Source organism: Plantactinospora sp. CNZ321 (genome assembly GCF_004217235.1).
On record NZ_SHKQ01000001.1, the window covers coordinates 2,182,863 to 2,204,205 of the forward strand.

Below are 21,343 nucleotides of genomic sequence, written 5' to 3' on the forward strand. Positions count from 1 at the left end.
CGAACAGGTGGATTTCGGAGTGATCCGGCGTGGAAATTGCCTCGGGGCGTGCCGGGAGGTACGTCGGCGGTGCCGGTGCGACGGACGGGCTGGAAATCGAGGGCGATCTTGGTAGCCTGATCCGCCGCCGGGCCTTCGGCGGCCTCCGTCGCCACCCCAGAGGGGAGTATCCATGCCTCGGCGTCTTCGATCGCTCCTGCTCGGCGTCATCGTCGCGGCCGGCTCGGGCATTCTGCCCGCCACCCCCGCCGCCGCCTCCGTCGCGACCGTCACCAGTGGTGACAGCACCGTGCTCTTCCTGCGGCCGAACCTCGACCCGGTGCCCGACTCGGTCTACGCGACCCCCGACCCCGGCCGGAACGGCGCGCGCTTCCTTCCCTACCAGACCCCCGGGCTCCGGGATCAGATCGCCGACCTGGTCGCGCTCGCCGCCCCCGGCTCCACCGTGTACGGATCGCTCTACACCTTCTCCGACCAGGGAATCACCGACAACCTGCTGGCGGCGCACGCCCGCGGCGTCAGCGTACGGCTCATCGTCGAGGCCTGCACCAGCGGCACCACCGCGTCCTGCGGGGCGCTGTCCAACCAGGTGAACCGACTCGTCACCGAGCTGGGCAGCTACCGTGTCGGCGCGGGCGGATCCTGGACCTGGCAGTGCCGCATCTCCTGCTCGTCCGGCGGGACCGGCATCAACCACAACAAGTTCTGGGTGTTCAGCGAGCTCTCCGACGGGCGTACCGACGTCACCGTGGTCAGTTCGGCGAACCCGACCAAGCCCCAGCAGCAGATGTGGCAGAACCAGGTGCGGGTCGACAACGACCCGGCGCTGGCCAGCGCTTTCCGCAGCTACGTCGGCCGGAAGCTCCAGGTCACCGGAACGGCGAAGTCGTACGAGCGCGGGCACGTCGACGCGGGCAGCACACGGCTCTGGTTCTCGCCACGCGAGTCGCCGAGCGCCAGCGAGAGCGCGACGATCGCGGAGTCGTTCAACCCGCAGAGCAGTCGCTCCGACATCGTTGCCGCCGCCATCGACGACGTGCAGTGCTCGACCGGCAGCTCCGACGACATCATCCGGATGGCCATGTGGGGTTTCCGGGCCGCCCGGCCCGAGGTGATCGACGCGTTGGGTGACAAGCAGGCTGCCGGATGCACCGTCGAGGTGGCCACCGGCGAGCACCAGGACGCGTTGCCCGGCCTGACCGCACGCGGCATCGGTGTCTACGCGATGGATCCCGGCGGATGCCGGCAGTCGTTCTTCACCGTCGAGGCCGGGGTCAACGGCGAGTGCTCCGACGGCAGCATCCACTCCAAGTACCTCCTGGTCCAGGGTGTGTCCCGCAAGGACAACCAGCCGCACCGGTACGTCTACACCGGCACCCAGAACCTCACCAACGGCGCGTTGAAGAAGAACGACGAGACCTTCATGCGCCTGGACAACCCGGAAATCTACGACGGATTCGTCGCCGACTTCAACGCCATCAAGAACGCGGCGGTGACCATCTCTCCGGACCGGTACCCGAACGCCGGGTTCGCGACCGCGAACGCCGTGGCGACCGGTGACCAGTTCACCCCCGCGGTCGCCTCGATCCGCGACTCCGCCGGCCGGAACGTCACCGTGTCCGCGTTCGCCTCCGGCACGGCGAGCGGGCTGAACAACGAGATCCGGCTGGGCCGGTTCGTCGACGGAGTCCGCCGGTCCGAGGTGGTCGTGCGGACCGGAGGCAGCACCAGATGGAACTACCGCACTCCGGATGTGGGCCTCGCCAGCACCGGTGACGCGGTGGTGACCTGGGCCGACGACAGCAACGGCAACGGCGGGTACGAGATCCGCGCCCGCCGGGTCCGCCCGGACGGCACCTTGGGCCCGGTGGTCAACGTGAACTCGATCGCCGACGGTGACCAGAGCGAGCCGTCGATCGCGGTCCTGCCGGACGGGCGGTACGCCGTGACCTGGCAGGACGTTTCGACGGCCGGTGCAAGCTCCATCCGGTACGCCTCGTTCTCGGCGTCCGACGCCCGGCTCTCCCCGCTGACCGGCGGCTACGACGCCCCGGTCCAGGCCGTGCCCGGTGGCACCTACCGCAAGCCGGACGTGGCCGTCACCTCGGCCGGCACGGTGGCCATCGCCTGGGAGGACGACGAGGACGGCAACGGCGGGTACAGCATCCGGGCCAAGACCGGCACCCTGGCGGGCGCCTTCGGCGGCACCGTGGCGGTGCACACCGGATCGCTCTCCGACGGTCAGCAGCGCGATCCGGCGGTGGCCGTCGCGGAGTCCGGCACCTGGTACGTCGCCTGGTACGACGGGCACACCGGCCGGACCGGCTATGACGGCAACCCGCAGTCACAGATCTACGTACGCGGATTCACCGGCTCCACGGCCGCCTTCGCGCCCCGGACCATCAGCGGCCCGATCCACCGGTGGAGTACCGGTGCCAACGGCGCCTACCAGGTCACCACCCAGACTCCGTACCAGTCCGACCGGGTGGGCCGGCAGGCGCGTCCGGACATCGCGGTGGACGGCTCGGGCAACGCCGTGGTCACCTGGCAGGAGAGCGGCCAGGTGACCGGACTGACCAGTGCCAGCAGCGGCACCGAGGTCTGGGCCCGGGGAATCGGTCCGGACGGGGCGAACGGCAACACGTTTCCGGAGAGCCGGCTGAGCGTCTTCACGGCGAACCGCCAGGACCAGCCGGCGATCGGGATGGATCCGACCGGCATGTTCACGGTCGTCTACGCCGATGACTGGGACGGCAACGGCGGTACCCAACTGAAGATCCGGTACGGCCTGCGCAACTGCGCCCAGACCTGCTGACCGTCGGTAGGCCCGGTAGCGACGCGACACCGGGCCGGGCGGTCATCTGCGGCCGCCCGGCCCATCCACCGGGGCCAGCTGAGGTCGTGGTCAGCCGCGTGCCGCCCACACCGGGCTCTCCACGTAGTGGTTGTCGTAGCGGTCCTGGGTCTCGCCGACCTCCTGCCAGGTGGCTTCGCCCTGGTGCACCCGGTCGAGGAGCCGGTAGTAGTCGAACCGGGGCTTGCCAGGGGTGATCACGACGAGGAAGTCGGCGTCCTGACCGGCGGCGGGGGCGAAGGCGTGCGGGGTGTTGGGCGGAACGAAGAGCGTGTCTCCCTTGTTCAGGGTGTGCAGCTCGTCGCCGACGAGCATTTCGAGGGCGCCGTCGAGCACGAAGAACAGCTCGCCGGAGCGGGTGTGCAGGTGCGGTGGTGCGCCGTCGGTGCCGCTCCTGAGCAGGGTGCGGTTGCTGGTCAGGGTGCCGCCGGTGTGCTCGGGGTCGAGTAGCAGGGTGATCACGCTGGTTGGGTCGCTCTCCAGAACCTCGGCTTCGGCTGCGCGTACCAGGGTCATTGTCGGCTCCTTCGTTGCTCGCTGATTCCTGGACACTACGAGTCCAGGATTGGTGTGCGCTAGCGATCATGACCGGCGTCACAGTTTCTGGACATGTAGAGTCCAGAACTATGCGGATGAGTCAGGGCGTCGAATGGGCCCTCCACACGTGCCTCAACCTGAGCTGGCTGGACGACCCGGTGCCGACCGGCACGCTCGCGGCGTTCTACGAGCTACCGCCGGCATACCTGAACAAGCAGCTCCAGGCCCTGGTCCGGGCCGGGATCCTGACCTCGACCTCGGGGCCTCGCGGGGGCTTCCGGTTGGCCCGGGCCCCGGAGGAGGTCTCCCTGCTGGACATCGTCGCCGCGATCGAGGGCCCGGAGGAGCTGTTCCGGTGCGACCAGATCCTCCGCAAGGGGCCGGGGGAGCATGCCGGCGTCGACTATCGGCAGTCCTGCGCGTTCGCCCAGGCGATGCGTGGCGCCGAGCTGGCCTGGCGACGGGAGCTGGCCGGTAAGAGCGTGGCGGACGTCCGGGCCGACGTCGAGCGCGGGCAGCCCGATGCCCCGGCCAACACCCGGGCCAGGATCGCGGAACTGCGCTAGCGGACGATCCCAACGGTACGGGCGCCGGCCGACCCCCGGCGCCGCGATCCGCTGGGTGCCGCCGTGGCGTGGCGGCACCCAGCCGGAGTGTCCGGAGGGAGTCGAACCCCTACCTTCGATCCCCAGTTACGAGCAGGTGACGGTGATGTCGTTGGCAGTCACCGCATCGGGGCGCAGGGGCACAACCTGGACGACCTGGCCGGCGAGGTTGACGGCCCGCACCTCCGACCCCTCGAAGCCATCGGTCCAGTGCCGGAGAACGAGATGCTCGTCGTCGATCCAGGCGATGATCTGGTTCTGCCCGCTCAGCCGGATGGTCCGCTGGGCGGCTCCGGTGTCCGTCGCGACGATCCTGATCGGGGCGTCAGGGAGAGGGTTGTGCAGCGCGATCCGGGTGCCATCGGGGGAGAAGGCGTCCGCCGAGGTCAGTGCGGCGGTCGCCGGCAGGGTGCGCGCCAGCCGCCCGGAGCGGTCGTAGAAGCGGATGCCGGTCACCTGGTCGGCCTGGCTTTCGCCGCCGTCCTGGGTGATGGTGCGTGCGACCTGGTTGCCGCCGTCTGCCCAGACGAAGCCGTGGGCGCCGGTGTTGTCCGCATAGAGGTCCACCTTGGCGAAGGCGCTCTTCAACGTCACAGCGTCGACGATGGCGAAGCCCTGGTCGCCGAGCCGCGGGGCTACGGTGAACAGGATTTCCGTGCCGTCGGGCGACCAACTGCCCGGCCCGGTGTAGCCGTCGATCCAGCGCACAGCGTCCGGGTCGGTCGGGTCGAGGATGCCACTGCGCAGTGGGCTGGTCGGGGTGTCCTGGCCTCCCTGCACCAGCACCCGGGTCCCGTCCGGAGACGGCACCACGCTCTGGTACGGCAGCTCGATGTACGTCCCGGTAGCGTTGCGCAACAGGGATCTCGTCGTGGCGTCCTGCGGGTCGGTTGTGCTGTAGGCACTCACGACCAGCGGACAGCTCGTCGCGCCACCGAACTGCGAGTTGTTCCCGCCGGCCGCCCCCAGGCCGAGGGGGACCGCGGCGGCGACGAGCGCTACGAGGGCGCCGGTGGTCACGGCCATGCGTACGCGGTTTTCGCGCCGGACCCGGCGCACGACGGCGGGTCCGATACCAACCGGCGGCGGTACGGCGCCGAGCCGGTGGAACGCCTCACGCACAGCTCGGTCCAGGTCGGTGCTCATCGTCGGGTCTCCCGTAACTCAAGGCTGTCAAGGTCTGGGCAGAGTGCGCGCAGCCGGCTGAGGGCCCGCGTGGTCTGGCTGCGGACCGTTGAGGGTTTGCAGCCGAGCAGGTGCGCGATCTCGTCGTCGGCAAGATCCTCGAGGTAGCGCAGCACGAGCACCGCACGGTGCTTCGGCGCGAGCTGACGTAGCGCGTCCTGCAATGCCAGGCTCAGATCGATCCGGGCGGTGGCGTCCGGTGCCGTCCGCTGGTCCGGAACACGATCCGTGCTCAGTTCACGGCTGTGTCCCGGCCGCCGCCACCAGCTGACCTGCTGGCGATACATGGCGCGGCGCAGGTACGCCTCCGGCGAGCCCTGGATGCGTTTCCAGTGCCGCAGCGCTTTCGCCAGGACTGTCTGGAGAAGGTCCTCCGCGTGATGGCGGTCCCCGGCCAGGGCCAGGGCCGTACGGAACAGCACGTGAGACCGGGCCTCGACGAACGACACGAATTCGCGCTCGGTCTCAGCGTCCACCTGACCACCGCTTCAGGTGCCGGAGACGCTTCAGGTGCCAGCAAGCGGGGGCGCGTTGTTCAGTCATGCCCAATAGACGCAGCCTGGGCCGCGGCTGCTGCTTGATGATCGTCACCATCCGGGTGGCAGCACCTGGGCGCGCACGCGCGTCTGGATGGGCATGACACTCAAGAAGTCTGTGCTCGCGGTGGCGCTGGCCATGGCGACGGCGCTGGCAGTCGCCGATTCGCCTGCGTCCGGCCTGGCTGCCGGTCCCGAGCGCGCCGTGCTGGCGTCCCAAATGTCCGGGCAGTCCGTCACGCTCATCACCGGGGACCGGGTCATCCTGACCCGTTCGGCGCACGGTCGGGACGCTGTGGCGGTGGACCCCGGTCCGGGCCGGGACAGCTTGCTGTTCCAGCACCACCGAGACGGCGCCGGGCACGTCGTGGTCATCCCCGAGGACGTGCGGGCGCCGCTGGCCGCCGGACGGCTGGACCGGCGCCTGTTCGACGTCACCGCTCTCGCCGAGCAGGGCTTCGACGATGCTCACAGCCGCGACGTCCAGCTGCTGGTCTCCTTTACGGCGGGCAGGTCCGCGCCGGCCGCTGTTCGGACATCCGGGGCCAGGATCAGTCGCGACCTGCCCAGGCTGCGCATGTCGGCGGTGACCGAGCCGAAGCGCAGGGCGGGGGAGTTCTGGCGCACGGTGCGGGGGGCGCAGCCGGACGCGCCAACGCTCGCGCCCGGGGTGGCCAAGGTGTGGCTCAACGCGCGGGTGGCGGCGTCCCTGGACCAGAGCGTGCCGCAGATCGGCGCGCCCGAGGTGTGGCGGGACGGACTCCGTGGTGACGGCGTCACCGTTGCGGTGCTCGACAGCGGCTACGACGCGACCCACCCGGATCTGGTCGGTGCGGTCGACGACGCGCGGGGATTCACGGACGCTGGCGGGCAGGACGTGACCGATCAGACGGGGCACGGCACCCACGTGGCATCCATCATCGCCGGACGCGGCACCGCCTCGGGCGGCCGATACACCGGCACGGCGCCGGGCGCCAAACTGCTGGTGGGCAAGGTGCTCGGCGACGACGGGCACGGGTTCGAGGACTGGATCATCGCCGGCATGCAGTGGGCAGTCGACCGGCACGCCCGGGTCGTGAACATGAGCCTCGGCGGGCCACCGACCGATGGCACCGACCCGCTCAGCGAGGCGATCAACCAGCTCAGTCGCGAATCCGGCACGCTCTTCGTCGTCGCAGCCGGCAACGACGGCACCGCCGGTTCGGTGGGCACGCCCGGCGCCGCCGACGCCGCGTTGACCGTCGGCAGCGTTACCAAGACCGACGACATCAGCGCATTCTCCTCCCAGGGGCCGCGCGTCGGTGACGACGCGGTCAAGCCTGACGTCACCGCACCGGGTAGCGACATCGTGGCTGCGCGCGCGGCCGGCACTCCGGACGGTGACCGCGCGCCGGTCAACGACCACTACGCCCGGCTGTCGGGCACCTCGATGGCGGCACCGCATGTGGCCGGAGCCGCGGCACTGCTGGCCGCGAAACACCCGGACTGGCGGGCCGACCGGCTCAAGACGGCGCTGATGACGACCGCCCGTCCCGCCACCGGCCACTCGGTGTACGCGCAGGGCGCCGGCCGGATCGACGTCGGGGCCGCGGCCCGGCAGCCGATCTCCACCGACGTCGGATCACTCAGCTTTGGCCGGTTCAGCTGGCCCTATTCCGCGCAGCGCTCGGTAACGAAAAAGATCACGTTTCGCAATGACGGATCCGAGCCGGAGACGCTGACGCTCGGCCTCGGCACCCGTGACTCCAGCGGTGCACCTGCCCCGGGAGGCGTGTTCTCGGTTGCTCCCGCATCGTTGACCGTGCCCGCCGGCGGCACTGCCACCGCAGCCGTCACGGTCGACCCGACCGATGCCGCGCCAGGCCTGTTCGGCGGGGCCCTGACCGCTACCTCCGCCGGTGGTCAGGCGGTGCGAATCGTGCTGGGGGCGAGCTTCGAAGTCGAAAGTTACCACCTGACGCTGCGTACCCTGGGCCGGGACGGCCGGCCGACGGACCTGGTCGATCTGGGTGTTCTACCGGCAGACCCTTCGTCGCCGGCCCAGTATCCGTTTCCCGACGCGGACGGACAGGCGGTGTTGCGGCTGCCCAAGGGCGAGTACGCGATCGCCGGTTTCATCGCCACCCCGGCGAACGACGGATCGGCGGCCTCGGCAACGGCGGTGATCCAGCCGAAGTTCGACATCGGTGGGGACACCACCGTCACGCTGGACGCGCGCGCCGGCCAGCCGGTCGAGGTGCGGGTGGCCGGCGAGCCGACCGCCCGGCAGGTGCTGCGCAGCGACGCCATCGCCTACCGGTTGGGCACCACCACCTTCGAGTTCGGCGCCATAACCGGGGGGGATCTGCCGTTCTACGCGGTGGGCGCCCGTGACATCGAGGGCCTGGACTACTACACCTTTGCCACCTGGGCACGCCCTGACCTGACACTCACGGTTTCCGCACCGGAGCAGTTCGCACTCCCCGTCCGGTACGCCGACACCAGCCCTCGGGTGACGGGCGACCGGACCTACCGGGTGGTGGACGCGGTTCTGGGGCGGCCAGAGGACCTCACCAAGGTGGACGTGCGGGGAAAGCTCGTCCTGCTCCGGCTCGACGACAGCATCGCCCCTGCCGAACAGCTCGACGCGGTGGTCCGTGCGGGCGCCACCGCGGCGCTCTATCCACAGTCGGGGATCTTCCCTCTGCCCTTCTTCGAGCCGACCGCAGTGCCGGTGCTCGCCACCAGAGCCTCCTCGTTCTACCGGCTCGCCGCACTCAGCGCAGCCGACCCGGCAACCGTCCAGATTCACGGGTACGCCGAGCGCAGCCCGTACTCGTACCACCTGGCGGCGGTCGAGCACCGCGGCCTGCCCGCCGGAGCGGTCCGGCGCTTCGATCGGACCCGACTGGCCACCGTCGACACCCGGTACCGTGCGCTCGGCGAACCGAGCCAGGGCTCAGCACGGCTCTTCGACTTCCCGCGCGGGTTTCCCGGCTTCGTGAGTGGGCTAACCGTCGACCTGCCGATGCGCCGGCTGAGCTACTACACCCCGGGGGAGTGGTTCGCGCACTTCCACCTGGACGGCGCGGACGCGATCCAGGCCAGCGAACCGGTGACCTACCGGCCCCGGGACTGGTATCACTCGGAGTGGAACGTCCCGGTGATCGGTCCCAAACTCGTGCCCGTCCCGACCGGGACCGGCGCGGACGTGCCGGCCGCGCTCAGGTCGGGAAACACCATCTCGACGGTGGTCAGGGGATACTCCGACGCCACTGCCGGCCGGTACGGGCTGATCGCCTCCGCCTACGACAGCGGCACGCTCCGCCTGAGTCGAAACGGCCAGGAGATCGGCGAACCGGGGAGGACCGATCGCGGCGAGTGGCAGGTGCCCGCAGACACCGCGACGTACCAACTGCGGCTGGACAGCGTCCGCGACTCGCCTGCCTGGCCGCTGTCCACGCGGACCAGCGCCACCTGGACGTTCCGGTCGACGCCCACGGACGGGGCCCTACCGCTGCTGGTGGTGAGTTGCCGGGTCCCGCTCGACGAGTCGAACACGGCGCGGGCGGGTCACCAGGAACCCTTCACCATCTCGGTCGCCCGTCAGCCCATGGCGAAACCGGCCACGATCGACCGGGTACGCGCGTGGTCGTCGCTCGACGAGGGCCGGACCTGGCAAGCGCTCACCGTCTACAAGGCCGCAGACGGGTGGCGGGTCACGCCGCCCTCGGGAGGGCGGTCAGGTGACTACGTGTCGCTGAGGGTCAGCGCCACCGATACGGACGGCAACGCGGTGGACCAGACCACCATCCGCGCCTACCGGCTCAGATAGCACGAACGGATACCATCGAAAAGCCGTTTCTGCACGGCAACCTCGACTCCGCCGGGACTCGGGCAGGGCTGACCTGCCCGAGCGAGGAGATCACTCGGCCATTTGAGGCTGAGCGGGCAGCGGCTCCAGCTACCGGGCTTCGGTGTGCAGCTCCAGGTGCGCGGCGAGGGCGCGAAGGAAGTCCGGGGCGTCGAAGACCGCGCCCGCGGAGGCGACGCCGGTGGTCCTGGTCCGGCCGGTGAGAATGCGGTCGACGGCCTCCACCGCGAGCGGTGCGCTGATCGCGTAGATGTCCTGGCCGGCGGCGACCATCCGGCGTTCCGTGCCGGCGGAGCGGACGAGGACGTCGACGACGAAGGTCTGCGCGGAGCGGCCGCGCTCGTCGACGGCGGTCGGTGTCGGGGCGTCCGGGGCGGACAGGTCGGCGGCCGCCTTGGCGGTCAGGTAGCTGCGCACCTCCGGGATGGCCAGGTGGCTGGGCACGGTGACGATGTCGGCCATCGAGAACTCTCCGATGACCTCCTGGGCACCGAGCGGAGCCGGGAAGGGCCACTCCAGCGTCGGCAGCGCGTCGTCGTGGTACTCCAGCCGCCCGCCGGTGTAGCGGACGCGCCGGCCGCCCCGGCGCTGCCCGGAGACCGTGCCCGAGGCGAGCGTTCCGGCGGTGGGGTGCCAACCGCTCAGGCCGTACGCGACGTGCGCCTCGTCCGCCGCCGTCCAGTCGCCCATCGCGGTGGTGACCAGCAGGTCGCCGAGGCCGCCGTAGAAGGCCATCGCCGGGACCACCACGATGTTCGCGGCACGGGCCCGCTCGGCGAAGTGCGCGAACGTGTCGACGTTCGCCTCGATCTCGGCCGCGACGTCGACGTACGGGATGCCGGCGCGCAGCGCCGCCTCGACCAGCGGGGCGGCGGTGGTGGCGAAGGGTCCGGCGCAGTTGATCACGGCGGCCGCGCCGTCCAGCGCGCGGTCGAGCGAGATCGGATCGTCGACCGACGCCTGCCGCCCGTCCAGCCCCGGTCGGGTCTGCGCCAGTGCCAGCAGCCGGTCCCGGTCGCGCCCGAGGAGCAGCGGGGCGTACCCGCGCTCGCGCAACTCGGCGACCACGAACCGCCCGGTGTGCCCGTACGCGCCGAACACCGCCACCTGCCGACCCGATCCCATTACCGCTCCCACCAGCTCGTAGTGATCCGCTACGAAGATCCTGTCCCCGTCAGCTCACCGGTGCCAGCGTCCGGAACGACGCGACCCGTACAATTTCCGACATGAGTTCTCGCCCGCGCTCCGTCGTGATCGCCGCCACCGACGGGATGCTGCACTTCGAGCTGGCCCTCGCCTACGAGGTGTTCGGTTCCGCCCCGGACGCCCTGCCCGGCCCCTGGTACGACGTCCGGGTATGCGGCACGCACGCCGTCCGGGTCGGCCGGTTCCTGCTGGAGCCGGACTGCGGGCTGGACCGGATGCCGCAGGCCGACACCGTGATCGTCCCGGCCCTGGCGGACGTCGACGAGGAGCCGCCGGCCGACCTGGTCGAGGCGGTACGGGCGGCACACGAGTCGGGCGCCCGGGTGGTCTCGCTCTGCACCGGCGCCTTCGTGCTCGCCGCAGCCGGCCTGCTGGACGGGCTGCGCGCGACCACGCACTGGGCGCACACCGCGCAACTGGCCGCGCGCCACCCCCGGGTCGAGGTCGACCCGGACGTGCTCTACGTCGACAACGGCAGCGTGCTCACCTCCGCCGGCAAGGCCGCCGCGATGGACCTCTGCCTGCACCTGGTCCGCCGCGACCACGGCTCGGCGGTCGCCAACGTGGTCGCCCGGCGCCTGGTCGTGCCGCCGCACCGGGCCGGCGGCCAGGCGCAGTTCGTCACCACCCCGGTGCCCGCCCAGGACGACCATCCGCTGGCCGAACTGCTGCCCTGGACGATGCGGCGGCTGGATCAGCCACTCACCGTGGAGGACCTGGCCCGCCAGGCGAGGATGAGTTCACGCCACCTGGCCCGGCACTTCCACGCGGTGACCGGCACCACCCCGCTGCGATGGCTGCTGACCCAGCGGATCCGCCGCGCGCAGGAGCTGCTGGAGACCACCGACGACAGCGTCGACACGATCGCCTCGGCGGCGGGCATGGGCACGGCGACGACCCTGCGCCGCCACTTCCAGCGCACCATCGGCGTACCGCCGGACACCTACCGGCGTACCTTCCGGACCTGAGGAGCGGCACGCCGCAGAACCGTCGACCCCGGCCGGCGGCGGTCAGCGGTCGCGGGGGTCCTCGGAGTACCGCTCACCGCTGGACGGCATCCCCACCGCGTCGCGGGGCGGCGTCCGGCGCGGGTCGTCCAGCGACCTCGCCTTGGCCGCCTCGTCCGCCCATTCGCTCCGGTCGGGATTCTGCTGCTGCCCCGCCTCGTCGGCGCGGGCCGAGCCGGACTTCGCCTTGCCGGATTTCTGGCGGGCCATGACGTCCCTCACGTTCCTCTGCCGGTCGGCGCGAACGCCGTTCCGGTACCTGGTCGGACGATCCGGCCTTCCCCGACTGGGTACCGGCAAACCCGACCACCGCAGCGGCTACCGGCGCGTGGTTGAGCCCGACGCCGCCGGGTAAGGCGACAAGGGCCGCCCGGTAAGGCGACAAGGGGCGGCGTGGCGGAGAGGGCGGCGTGGCGGCACGACCGACCCGGACCGGAAGGTCGCGCCGGGAAGAGGCATGGGAGGCAGCCGGATGGAGCTCCGGGCCAGCGATACCACGATTCCGGCCGGAGACGTACGACTCAGCGGCGATCTGGTCGTCCCGGCCGAGGCGCGCGGGGTCATCCTGTTCGCACACGGCAGCGGCAGTTCCCGGCACAGCCCGCGCAACCGGATGGTGGCCGAGGCGCTCAACCGGTACGGCCTGGCGACCGTGCTGGTCGACCTGCTGACCCGGGACGAGGAGTCGGTCGACGACCGTACCGCGGCGCTGCGCTTCGACATCGGCCTGCTCACCGGCCGGCTCGTCAGCATCGTCGACTGGCTGTCCACCGGCGAGCCGGCGGGGCGGCTTCCGATCGGGCTCTTCGGGGCGAGTACCGGAGCCGCGGCCGCGCTCTCCACCGCCGCACAACGCCCGGAGCAGGTGTACGCGGTCGTCTCCCGGGGCGGCCGCCCGGACCTGGCCGGCGCCGACCTGCCCCGGGTACGTGCCGACACGTTGCTGCTGGTCGGCGGCCTCGACGACGAGGTGTTGCGGCTCAACGAGCAGGCGTTGGCCGAGCTCGACGCCAGCGCGGAACTGCGGGTGGTGCCCGGCGCCAGCCACCTCTTCTCGGAGCCCGGCACCCTCGACCAGGTGGCCCGGCAGGCGGCGGAGTGGTTCGTCGGCCACCTGCCGGCGTGACAGTACCGTCTAGCGCGCCCCGACCGGGCGGCCGGGACAGTACCGGTCCAGCCGCGCCCCGACCGGGCGGCCCGAGACAGACGTGCATGCGTTCTCCATACTCGAAGGATGACGGCGGCGCCCGGCGACCTGAGCACGACGGACCTCGGCTATCTCAATGGCGGTTCCTGGGGCGCCGTCCGGGCCGCACTGGTGATGCTGCACGGCCGGGGCAGTGTGTCAGCCGCCCGGCCCGGCGCGCTCAGCCGGACCGGCAGCATGCCGGCGTACGCGGAGCCGCTGGAACGGGCCCTCTTCGCCGCGCTGTACGGCTCGATGTCACCGTGCGAGGTGGCCAGCCAGCGCCGGGTCCGGCAGGCCCTGGCCGAGCAGCGGGAGGGGCTGATCGGGCTGGGGCTGCTCCGCCCGGCCTGGCGTCGGCTGCTGGTGCCGGCCACGCTGGTGCTCGTCCTGCCGCTGGTGGTTGCCCGGCTGGTCACGGCCGACCTGCTCGGCGTCGGAGCCGGCCTGCTGGTGGTGCTGGCGTTGGTCGGGATGGCCGGCTGGTTCCTGCCCCGCCTTACCCTTTCCGGCGGGCGTACGCTCCGGGACGCCCGCCGGGAGCATCCGCTGCCGGTCGGCCCGGACGGCGTTGCGGCCGGACGGCACGGCGGACTCGATCCCGGGCTGGCGGTGGCGCTGTACGGTACCGCCGGGCTGCCGCCGGAGATGCGGCAGTTCGCCCGGGACGTCGGACTGCTCGACGGCGGGACGTGGTCCCGGTTCGTCGGCGACTCCACACTGAACCTTTTTCAACCTGAACCGCGCGGCGCTCATGCACCGCCTCCGACCTTGCAGTCCGTCGGACCGCAAGGGGAGGTTGAAAAAGGTTCACTGGACACCTCGTCGATAGCGGCTGGTGGAACCGAGCACGCCTGAGGGGTGGGCGGTCAGCCGAGCCGGCCGGTCAGCCCAGCCGGGGCGCCGGTTGGCCGGGCAGGTCGGAGCGGATGGTGCTGGGCCGCCGTGCCGGCTCGGTGGGGAGCACCGGAAAGCCGTCCGTGCGGTAGCACAGCTCGTCGGAGGTGACGATGCCGACCTCGTGGTCCGGCAGGTCGGCCAGCCAGCGCAGCCCGGCCTGACCCATCGCCACCCCCGCCGTCGCGTACGCGTCGGTGCGGCCGAGGTCCGTACCGACCACGGTGACCGAGGTCAGTTCGGTGGCCGGGGCGCCCCGGTACGGGTCGATCACGTGGAAGCCCCGCTCGTACGTCCCCGAGGTGGCGACCGCGAAGTCGTTGCCGCCGAGCACCCAGCAGATCTTGTCCGCCTGCCAGGGGTGCCGGATGCCGATCCGCCACGGCTCGCCGGGCCGGGGACCGCCCCGGGCCCGGATGTCTCCGCCCGCGTTGATCCAGTGTGCGCGGCAGCCGGCGGCCAGCAGCCGATCCGAGGCCACCTGCACCGACCACCCCTTGACGTAACCGGACGGGTCGAACCGGCCGGTCGCGTACGCGTCGAAGTAGCCGTCGGTCTCCCGCCACAGGTCGGCGCAGGCCTCCACCACCAGCCGCAGGTCGGCGGAGCAGTCCTGGAGGGACAGCTCGCCCCGGTCGAACCGGTTGACCTCGCTGTGCTCCTTGTAGGTGCTGAACCGCTCATCCACCTCGCGGAACCAGTCGAACGTCTGCTCGGCCAGCACCTCCAGGCGCCGGGCCGGCAGCGGATCGGTGAGCTGCACGCTGATCGGCGTACCCATGATCTGTTCGACCCGGCGCAGCCCCGCGGTACCCATCGGACTCAGGCCTTCGCCTTGTCGAGCGCCGACTGGAGCGACGCCTTGTACGCCGCACTGGTCAGGCTCGCCCCGGAGACCGTGTTCACCTTGTTGGCGCTGGTGACGGCGAGCGTCTGCTTGCGTAGCTTCGGGATCGCGCCCTCGTTGATGGTGGCGCTGGTCGGGTCCTCTTCGGGATAGGTCGCGTTGGCGGCGGTGACCTTGCCGCCGGCAACCGTGATGGTCACCTTGACGGCGCCGTAGTCGTAGTTCGCCGCCGCCCCGACGAAGGTGCCGTCCTTCAGGCCGCCCGCCGGTGCCTTGGCGGCCGGCTTCTTGGCCGGCGGCGCGGTGGTCTTCTTCCCGGCCGGAGCCTTGCCGCTCGGCGCCGGGCTGGCGGTGGCGTCGCCGGTCTCCTCCTCCAGCGCCACCTGGGTGCCGGGGTCGTCGGTCGGGGTGCCGAGCTTGGCTCCGATCAGCAGACTGGCGCCGATGGCGGTGCCGAGGACGGCGAAGGCGGCGCGACGCACGGGATGTACCTCCGTTGGGGTGGTGTGCGGGGGATCAGAATTCGAACGGATCGAGGTGGATCTGCCGGCGCGGCACCCTTAGCTTGCGCATCGTCCGCATCGAGACGTCGACCAGCCCGGGCGGTCCGCACAGGTAGATGTCCCGGCGGCGTACGTCCGGCACCAGCTCGCGCATGCCCTTGGCGGTGAAGAGGTGCCGGGGCGCCGGGTCGTCGCGGGAACCGATGACGTACCAGACCTGGGCGTTGCGGGACCGGGCCAGGAAGTCCAGCTCGTCGCGGAAGAGTAGCTCCTCCTCGCTGCGGGAGCGATAGATCACCACCGTCTGCTCGGGCAGGTCCTCCAGCAGCGCCCGGATCGGCGCGATGCCGCTGCCGCCGGCGATGAGCAGCGCGCGGGGCCGGATAGCCCGGTCGGCGGTGAAGACCCCGGACGGCCCCTCGGCGAAGATCCGGGTACCCGGCTCCAGGTACTGCAACGACTCGGTGTGGTCGCCGACCACCTTGACGGTCAGCCGCAGCCACTGCTCGTTCGGCGCGGCCGAGAGCGAGAACGGGTGTGCCTGCCACCAGCAGCCCTTGGTCAGGAACCGCCACCGGAAGTACTGGCCGGCCCGGGCGTCCAGCTCGTCGAGGCGGTTGCCGGAAATGTAGATCGAGACCATCTCGAACGCCTCCGGCACCACGTCCTCGACCCGCAGCCGGTGTCGAAGGTTGAACGCGATCGGGGAGATGATCCGTCCCCAGAGGACACAGGCGATGACGAAGAGGTAGAGCCCGGCCCAGAAGTACTGCCCGAAGCCGGGTTTGGAGAGCTCCTGCCCGGCGGCGAACTGGTGGCCGTAGCTGAACAGCAGCACCAGGTAGGTGCTCAGGTGCAGGTAGTACCAGAGTTCGTAGTTCATCATCCGGCGGATCGCCCGGATGGCCAGCAGCGCGATGCCGACCAGGATGCCGGTGGCGACCGTCGCGCTGATCATGTCCTCGTACGTGCTCAGCAGCGACCAGGTGCCCTCGACGATCGGGGTGTTGGTGAGCTTGCTGTAGCCGACCGCGATCAGCCCGGCGTGCGCCAGGATGGCGAGCAGCAGGAAGGCGCCGAGCTCCCGGTGCCAGATCAGCAGTGAGCGCGCCCCGATCCAGCGCTCCAGCCAGCGCACCCGGCTCATCAGCAGCACCTGGGCGAGCAGCAGGAACCCGCCGACCATGCCGGTGAGCCGACCAGCGGCGATCAGGATGTCGGCGGTGGTCCGGATCGACCCGGCCGGGGTGTTCAGCCACCACAGCTCGACGCTGGTGGCCAGCGCCGACCAGAAGACGATGTGGAAGAAGAGCCGGCCACTGCGGTCGTAGGGCTCGACCTCGGCGGTCTCCCGGTGCCGGGCCGCCTCCGCAGCCCCGCTGATCGGGTTGGGCCGGTGCGCCGGCGCCTCCTCGGCGTACGACCAGGGCTCGCGGTCACGTGTCCGGGTCGACCAGCCACCCTGTGACCGTGCCGGCTCGGCCGTGGCGTAGCGCTCGAACTCGTCGTACGGTTCGCGCTCCCGCCCCCGGGGTGGCCGGTCGTAGGGGTCCTCGGACGGCACCCGGGGAAGCAGGCCGGTCACCCATTCGGTGAGCGGCTCGGCCGTTTCGACATCCCGACGACGAGTCACGAAGAATATGTACCGGTCGGCCTACCGGAAGCCAAGCCCGAGCGGCCCGCTTAGTTCAGTCTTAAGAATCGCTTGGTTGGCGGCTAAGGAAGCGACCGTGCGGTGGCCCGGACGCTCCCCGCTCCGGGCCACCGCACCCCCCGATGTCGGGGCGACGCACAGGATGAATCAGCTCGCCGGGGGCGACGCACAGGATGAATCAGCTCGCCGGGGCGACGCACAGGATGAAGTCGTTGAGCGTGCCGATCGTGCCGTCCTGGTAGAGGTACTGCGTGTAGTCGGTGGACTCGCACGCGGCCTCCTTGATGGTGCCGTTCTTGCGCAGCAGCACCTTGAGCGCGCCCTTGTCGCCGCAGCTCGCCTCCTCGACCTCGGAGGTCACCTTGTCGATGGTGAGGCAGTCGCCCTTCTTGAACTGGTCGAGGTTGCCCTCGATCGAGTCCTCGTCCGGGGACGGCGAGGGCTTGCCCTTCGGCGGGGTCGTCTTGCCGCTCGTCTTCGGGCCCGGGGTCTCGTCGCTGGCGGCCACGTTCGACGGATCGTCGTCACCGGCCCAGAGGTACGCGGCGGTGCTCCCGCCGCAGCAGAGCAGCAGTACGCCGAGGACGACGCCGACGATCAGCGGTGCCTTGCTCTTCTTCGGCGGAACCGGCGTGCCGAACTGTGCCTGCGGTCCGGCCGGCGACGAGGGCGCCGACGGGTACGCGCCCGATGCCGGGTAGTCGGGTGACTGCGGGTAGCCCGCACCACCGCCCGCCGGACTGCCGTACCCGCCGGGCTGGCCGGAGTGGCGAGGGTCGTGGGACGGCTCACCGGGGCCGTAGCCCGGTGGTGGATATGTGGACATCATTGCCTTTCACGGTAGAACTGCATCATGGGGGAGCCGTCCGGACCTGGATGGCCGGGATCGGTTACCGGGGTCGGTGAGTCGGGGTCGGCTACGGTCGGGGCGTCGTCGGTGCACCGGTCGGCGCAACGGCAGGAGGGGCCCGATCCGCCCGCCGGACCTGGCCAGTCTGCCCGACCCGGCCGGAATTCCAGCCGGAATTTCGGCCGGACGGCACGGTACACACCGGATGCAAGGGGTGCCCGGCGCTCGGGCAGGGGTCGGGGACACCTCCCCCGGTACCCGAGCCCCCGACCGCCGGCCCCCGTGACCGACCCGCCCCCCGCGGGCCTCTAGCAGCTTGGGGATGCCCGCCACACAACCGCCACACGATTGCCACACGCCATGCGACGGCGGCGCCGGTACACCGCCACATCCTGGGCAGACACCGTAGTACGGTTTCATGTCCGTGATTTGCCGGCGGTACTCAGGAGACGGCGCGTGAAGTTCGGGGTGCTCGGGCCGCTGCGGGTCTGCACCGATTCCGGCACCGAGGTGGTGCTGCGCAGCCGGCACCAGCGCACCGTGCTGAGCGCGCTGCTGGTCGGTGCCGGCCAGCTCGTCACCGTCGACCGGCTGGTGGAGACGCTCTGGGGTGACCGTCCACCGGCCTCGTACGCCTCCAACCTGCAGACCTACGTCTCCCGGCTCCGCGAGCGCCTGCCCGGGCTGAGCATCGAGCACCGCAGCGACGGCTACCTGCTGCGGGTGCGGACCGACGACGTCGACGTGCTGGTCTTCCGCCGTGAGGTCGCCGACGGCCGGGCGGCGCTGGCGGTCGGCGACCCGGCGCTGGCCGCCGACCGGTTCCGGCGCGGGCTGCGGCAGTGGCGGGGGCGCCCGCTGGCCGACCTGACGGTGCCGACGCTGGAGCCCGAACTCGCGCAGTGGGAACTCGAACGGGTCGGCGCGCAGGAGGACTGCGTCGACGCCGACCTCAGCGCCGACGGCGACCTCGCCACCGTCCTCGCCGAACTGCATCAACTGGTGACCGAGCACCCGATGCGGGAGCGGCCGTACGGCCAGCTGATGGTGGCGCTGAACCGCGCCGGTCGCCGGGCCGACGCGCTGGCCGCGTACCAGCGGGCCCGGGAGATCCTCGTCACCGAGCTGGGTGTCGAGCCGGGGCCCGAACTGCGCCGGTTGCACCAGGCGATCCTGCGCGGCGAGGAGCCGTCGATCGCCCGATCCGGCAACCGGCCGGAGACCGCGCCCCGGTCGCCGTTCCCGGTCTGCCAGTTGCCGCCGGCCCTGGCGGGCTTCGTCGGCCGGGGCGGCAGCATCGAGCGGATCGAGCGGATGCTGACCTCGGCGGCCGGCGGGGTGCCGGTGGTGGCCGTCTCCGGCCAGCCGGGCGTGGGCAAGAGCGCGCTGGCGGTGACGGTGGCGCACCGGATCCGGGAGCGGTTCCCGGACGGGCAGCTCTTCGTACACCTGGCCGGCGCCTCGGCCGCGCCCCGGGACCCGGCCGCGGTCCTGGCCGACCTGCTCCGGATGCTCGGTGTGTCCGGCTCGGCGTTGCCGCAGAACCTCTCCGCGCTGGCCGCCGCCTACCGGGCCCGGCTCGCCGACCGGCGGGTCCTGGTCGTCCTCGACGACGCCGCCACCGCCGCCCAGGTCCGGCCACTGCTTCCGGGTACCCCCGGCAGCGCCGTGCTGACCACCAGCCGGCGTCGGCTCAGCGGTCTGATCGACGCCCGGCACCTGCCGGTGGGCCCGCTCAGCGACGACGAGGCCCGGGAACTGCTGGCCGACGTGGTGGGCCCGGAACGGGTGGCGGAGGAGCCCGGCCAGGCGGCCAGGATCGCCGCCGCCTGCGGCAACCTGCCGCTCGCGGTCCGGATCGCGGGTACCCGGCTCGCCACCCGATCGTGGCCGCTGGCGATCCTCGCCGACCGGCTCGACGACGAGCGGCAGCGCCTCGACGAACTGGCCGCCGGAGACCTCCAGGTCCGGGCCAGCCTGGCGCTGAGCGTGCAGGCGCTCTCCGCGCCGACCCGGGAGGCGTTCGGCCTGCTCGGCTCGCTCGGTCCGGTCAGCTTCGCGGTCTGGGCGGTCGCCGCACTGCTTGAGCGCGCCGACGCCGACCAGGTGCTGGACGAACTGGTCGAGGCGAGCCTGCTGGAGGTGGCCCGGCCGGCCGGCGGTGGCGAACCCCGCTACCGCCTGCACGACCTGCTTCGGGTCTACGCCGAGGAACTCGCCGTGACCGACGACCCTCCACCCGCGACAGCGGGGTGCGCCGCCGGGGTGGTGGAAGCCCCGGCCAGTCCCGTCGCCGTGGCGGCCGGGCAGCCGGGGCGGCGGGCCGAGGCGCTGCGCCGGCTGGTGGCCACGGCCGCCGCGCTCGCCGGCAGCGCCGCCCGCCGGCTGCCCCGGACCCTGACCTGGGCCCGTCTGGCAGAGCCGGCCGAGCGGGTACCCCCGCCGCGAGCCGCCGAGCGGGTCGCCGCCGACCCGCTCGGCTGGTTCACCGCCGAACTCGACTTCCTCACCGGCCTGCTCCGGCTCGCCGTGCGGTGCGGTGCCGAGCGGGCCGGGATCGACCTCGCCGAGCGGCTCGCCCCGTACTGCTGGGTGCACGGGCACTGGACGGAGCTCCAGGCCGTGCAGCGGCTGGCCCGGGAGGCAGCCGAGCGGATCGGCGACGACCGGACCATCGCCCGGGCCGACTTCGTCATCGGGCTGCTCCAACTGGCCCGGGGCGACCTGGCGGGCGCGGCGCAGCGGCTGCGCGACGGCCGGGACCGGTACGAGCGACTCGCCGACCGGCACGGCCTGGCCTGCCTGCTCAGCGACGAGGCGGTGCTCTACGACTACCAGAACCGCGCCGAGGACGCCGCGTCGACCGCCGAGCGGGCGGTGGCGCTGTTTCGGGCCGAGGGGGACCCGCTGGGCGCCCTGCTCGCCGCGCCGGTGCTCTCCGCCGCGTACCGAGGGCTGGGGCGGCTGGACGAGGCGCTGGCGGTGGACGAGGCGGCGGTGGACGAGGCCGGCGAGCTGGGCGCCGCCGAGATCGTCACCGCCCGCTGCCTGAACGCGCTCGCGGTCACCCGGCTGCTCCGCGACGAGCCGGCGCTGGCGTACGCCGCCGCGGAGCGGGCCGTGGCGCTGCTGCGTACGGTCAACGACCGGTACGTGCTGCTGGCCGCCCTGCGCCACCTCGCCTCGGCGGCGATCTGCCTGGGCCGGCGGGCCGAGGCGGTGCACCGGCTCCAGCAGAGTCACGACCTGGCGGTGCAGTTGGGGGACCGCCCCTGGGCCACCGGCCTGGCCCGGGATCTGGCGGTGAGCTGGATCGGCGAGGGGCGGGCCGCGGCGGCGGTCGGCGTGCTGCGCCGCTGCGTACGGACGTTCGAGGAGATGAGCATGCCGTCGGCCCAGGCGGCCACGCTGAACATGCTGGCTCGGGCGTACGACGAGATCGGTGACCGGGACGCGGCCCGGGACGCCCGGTTCTGGGCCGGGATCCTCAGCGATCCCCGAGACACCCGGACCCCGGTGCTGGCCGGCATCGTGCTGCGGCTGGCCGACGCGCCGGGGTTGGTGTCCAGCGGCTCCTGACCCCCCGGCCCCGGGCGCGCCCTTCCTACACCTGGAAACGTCGT

General features: G+C 71.9%; 16 protein-coding genes. 7 read left to right on the forward strand and 9 right to left on the reverse strand.

Features of this window, described 5'->3' with window-relative positions:
- Positions 1-172: 172 nt before the first annotated feature.
- On the forward strand, positions 173-2,815 hold the full coding sequence (locus EV371_RS09720) for a phospholipase D-like domain-containing protein (RefSeq protein ID WP_130461764.1): 2,643 nt from the start codon (positions 173-175) through the stop codon (positions 2,813-2,815).
- 90 nt (positions 2,816-2,905) lie between these two features.
- On the opposite strand, the gene EV371_RS09725 is transcribed toward EV371_RS09720, so the two are convergent.
- Entirely contained in the window at positions 2,906-3,370 is a 465-nt protein-coding gene (locus EV371_RS09725; protein ID WP_130461765.1) for a cupin domain-containing protein, read from the reverse strand.
- Positions 3,371-3,486: 116 nt separating this feature from the next.
- Between EV371_RS09725 and EV371_RS09730 the strand changes: the two genes are divergently transcribed.
- Complete coding sequence (locus EV371_RS09730) at positions 3,487-3,957, forward strand: Rrf2 family transcriptional regulator (RefSeq protein WP_130461766.1); 471 nt, start codon at positions 3,487-3,489, stop codon at positions 3,955-3,957.
- A gap of 126 nt (positions 3,958-4,083) precedes the next feature.
- On the opposite strand, the gene EV371_RS09735 is transcribed toward EV371_RS09730, so the two are convergent.
- Both EV371_RS09735 and EV371_RS09740 read right to left on the reverse strand, forming a co-directional pair.
- On the reverse strand, positions 4,084-5,142 hold the full coding sequence (locus EV371_RS09735) for a hypothetical protein (protein WP_130461767.1): 1,059 nt from the start codon (positions 5,140-5,142) through the stop codon (positions 4,084-4,086).
- The gene (locus tag EV371_RS09740; RefSeq protein WP_130461768.1) at positions 5,139-5,657 is read right to left on the reverse strand and encodes a SigE family RNA polymerase sigma factor; all 519 of its coding nucleotides are present in this window, start codon (positions 5,655-5,657) and stop codon (positions 5,139-5,141) included. Before EV371_RS09740 ends, EV371_RS09735 begins: the two co-directional genes overlap by 4 nt.
- A 154-nt stretch (positions 5,658-5,811) precedes the next feature.
- On the opposite strand from EV371_RS09740, the gene EV371_RS09745 reads away from it, so the two are divergent.
- Positions 5,812-9,531, forward strand: coding sequence for a S8 family serine peptidase (locus EV371_RS09745; RefSeq protein WP_130461769.1), 3,720 nt, complete (start codon positions 5,812-5,814; stop codon positions 9,529-9,531).
- A 129-nt stretch (positions 9,532-9,660) separates the two neighbouring features.
- On the opposite strand, the gene EV371_RS09750 is transcribed toward EV371_RS09745, so the two are convergent.
- Entirely contained in the window at positions 9,661-10,695 is a 1,035-nt protein-coding gene (locus tag EV371_RS09750; RefSeq protein ID WP_130461770.1) for a saccharopine dehydrogenase NADP-binding domain-containing protein, read from the reverse strand.
- A gap of 101 nt (positions 10,696-10,796) precedes the next feature.
- On the opposite strand from EV371_RS09750, the gene EV371_RS09755 reads away from it, so the two are divergent.
- On the forward strand, positions 10,797-11,744 hold the full coding sequence (locus tag EV371_RS09755; RefSeq protein ID WP_130461771.1) for a helix-turn-helix domain-containing protein: 948 nt from the start codon (positions 10,797-10,799) through the stop codon (positions 11,742-11,744).
- 42 nt (positions 11,745-11,786) lie between these two features.
- Here EV371_RS09755 and EV371_RS09760 read toward each other — a convergent pair whose 3' ends face one another.
- Positions 11,787-11,993, reverse strand: coding sequence for a hypothetical protein (locus EV371_RS09760; RefSeq protein WP_130461772.1), 207 nt, complete (start codon positions 11,991-11,993; stop codon positions 11,787-11,789).
- A gap of 247 nt (positions 11,994-12,240) precedes the next feature.
- On the opposite strand from EV371_RS09760, the gene EV371_RS09765 reads away from it, so the two are divergent.
- Positions 12,241-12,909, forward strand: a complete 669-nt coding sequence (locus EV371_RS09765; protein ID WP_486484552.1) for a dienelactone hydrolase family protein — start codon at positions 12,241-12,243, stop codon at positions 12,907-12,909.
- Between the two features lie 108 nt (positions 12,910-13,017).
- On the forward strand, positions 13,018-13,827 hold the full coding sequence (locus EV371_RS09770; protein WP_130461773.1) for a TIGR04222 domain-containing membrane protein: 810 nt from the start codon (positions 13,018-13,020) through the stop codon (positions 13,825-13,827).
- Between the two features lie 28 nt (positions 13,828-13,855).
- On the opposite strand, the gene EV371_RS09775 is transcribed toward EV371_RS09770, so the two are convergent.
- The 4 genes from EV371_RS09775 to EV371_RS09790 form a co-directional block, all read right to left on the reverse strand.
- A complete protein-coding gene (locus EV371_RS09775) occupies positions 13,856-14,647 on the reverse strand; it encodes an FAD:protein FMN transferase (RefSeq protein WP_130465783.1) in 792 nt (263 codons plus the stop codon).
- Between the two features lie 41 nt (positions 14,648-14,688).
- Positions 14,689-15,195 (reverse strand): FMN-binding protein, encoded by a 507-nt coding sequence (locus tag EV371_RS09780; RefSeq protein ID WP_130461774.1) that lies wholly within the window; start codon positions 15,193-15,195, stop codon positions 14,689-14,691.
- 34 nt (positions 15,196-15,229) lie between these two features.
- Positions 15,230-16,849, reverse strand: a complete 1,620-nt coding sequence (locus EV371_RS09785) for a ferric reductase-like transmembrane domain-containing protein (protein ID WP_130461775.1) — start codon at positions 16,847-16,849, stop codon at positions 15,230-15,232.
- 199 nt (positions 16,850-17,048) lie between these two features.
- The gene (locus tag EV371_RS09790) at positions 17,049-17,699 is read right to left on the reverse strand and encodes an LppU/SCO3897 family protein (protein WP_130461776.1); all 651 of its coding nucleotides are present in this window, start codon (positions 17,697-17,699) and stop codon (positions 17,049-17,051) included.
- A 477-nt stretch (positions 17,700-18,176) separates the two neighbouring features.
- Here EV371_RS09790 and EV371_RS09795 point away from each other — a divergent pair, with 477 nt between their 5' ends.
- Positions 18,177-21,299, forward strand: a complete 3,123-nt coding sequence (locus EV371_RS09795; protein ID WP_165436647.1) for an AfsR/SARP family transcriptional regulator — start codon at positions 18,177-18,179, stop codon at positions 21,297-21,299.
- Positions 21,300-21,343 lie beyond the last annotated feature (44 nt).

What these genes read in the sequence shown, in the direction of transcription:
- EV371_RS09750 (WP_130461770.1), bottom strand. Translation starts at nt 10,695, where the DNA reads ATGGGATCGGGTCGGCAGGTGGCGGTGTTCGGCGCGTACGGGCACACC.
- EV371_RS09775 (WP_130465783.1), bottom strand. Translation starts at nt 14,647, where the DNA reads ATGGGTACGCCGATCAGCGTGCAGCTCACCGATCCGCTGCCGGCCCGG.
- EV371_RS09755 (WP_130461771.1), top strand. Translation starts at nt 10,797, where the DNA reads ATGAGTTCTCGCCCGCGCTCCGTCGTGATCGCCGCCACCGACGGGATG.
- EV371_RS09730 (WP_130461766.1), top strand. Translation starts at nt 3,487, where the DNA reads ATGAGTCAGGGCGTCGAATGGGCCCTCCACACGTGCCTCAACCTGAGC.
- EV371_RS09745 (WP_130461769.1), top strand. Translation starts at nt 5,812, where the DNA reads ATGGGCATGACACTCAAGAAGTCTGTGCTCGCGGTGGCGCTGGCCATG.
- EV371_RS09720 (WP_130461764.1), top strand. Translation starts at nt 173, where the DNA reads ATGCCTCGGCGTCTTCGATCGCTCCTGCTCGGCGTCATCGTCGCGGCC.
- EV371_RS09765 (WP_486484552.1), top strand. Translation starts at nt 12,241, where the DNA reads ATGGGAGGCAGCCGGATGGAGCTCCGGGCCAGCGATACCACGATTCCG.
- EV371_RS09760 (WP_130461772.1), bottom strand. Translation starts at nt 11,993, where the DNA reads ATGGCCCGCCAGAAATCCGGCAAGGCGAAGTCCGGCTCGGCCCGCGCC.
- EV371_RS09770 (WP_130461773.1), top strand. Translation starts at nt 13,018, where the DNA reads ATGACGGCGGCGCCCGGCGACCTGAGCACGACGGACCTCGGCTATCTC.
- EV371_RS09790 (WP_130461776.1), bottom strand. Translation starts at nt 17,699, where the DNA reads ATGATGTCCACATATCCACCACCGGGCTACGGCCCCGGTGAGCCGTCC.
- EV371_RS09725 (WP_130461765.1), bottom strand. Translation starts at nt 3,370, where the DNA reads ATGACCCTGGTACGCGCAGCCGAAGCCGAGGTTCTGGAGAGCGACCCA.
- EV371_RS09735 (WP_130461767.1), bottom strand. Translation starts at nt 5,142, where the DNA reads ATGAGCACCGACCTGGACCGAGCTGTGCGTGAGGCGTTCCACCGGCTC.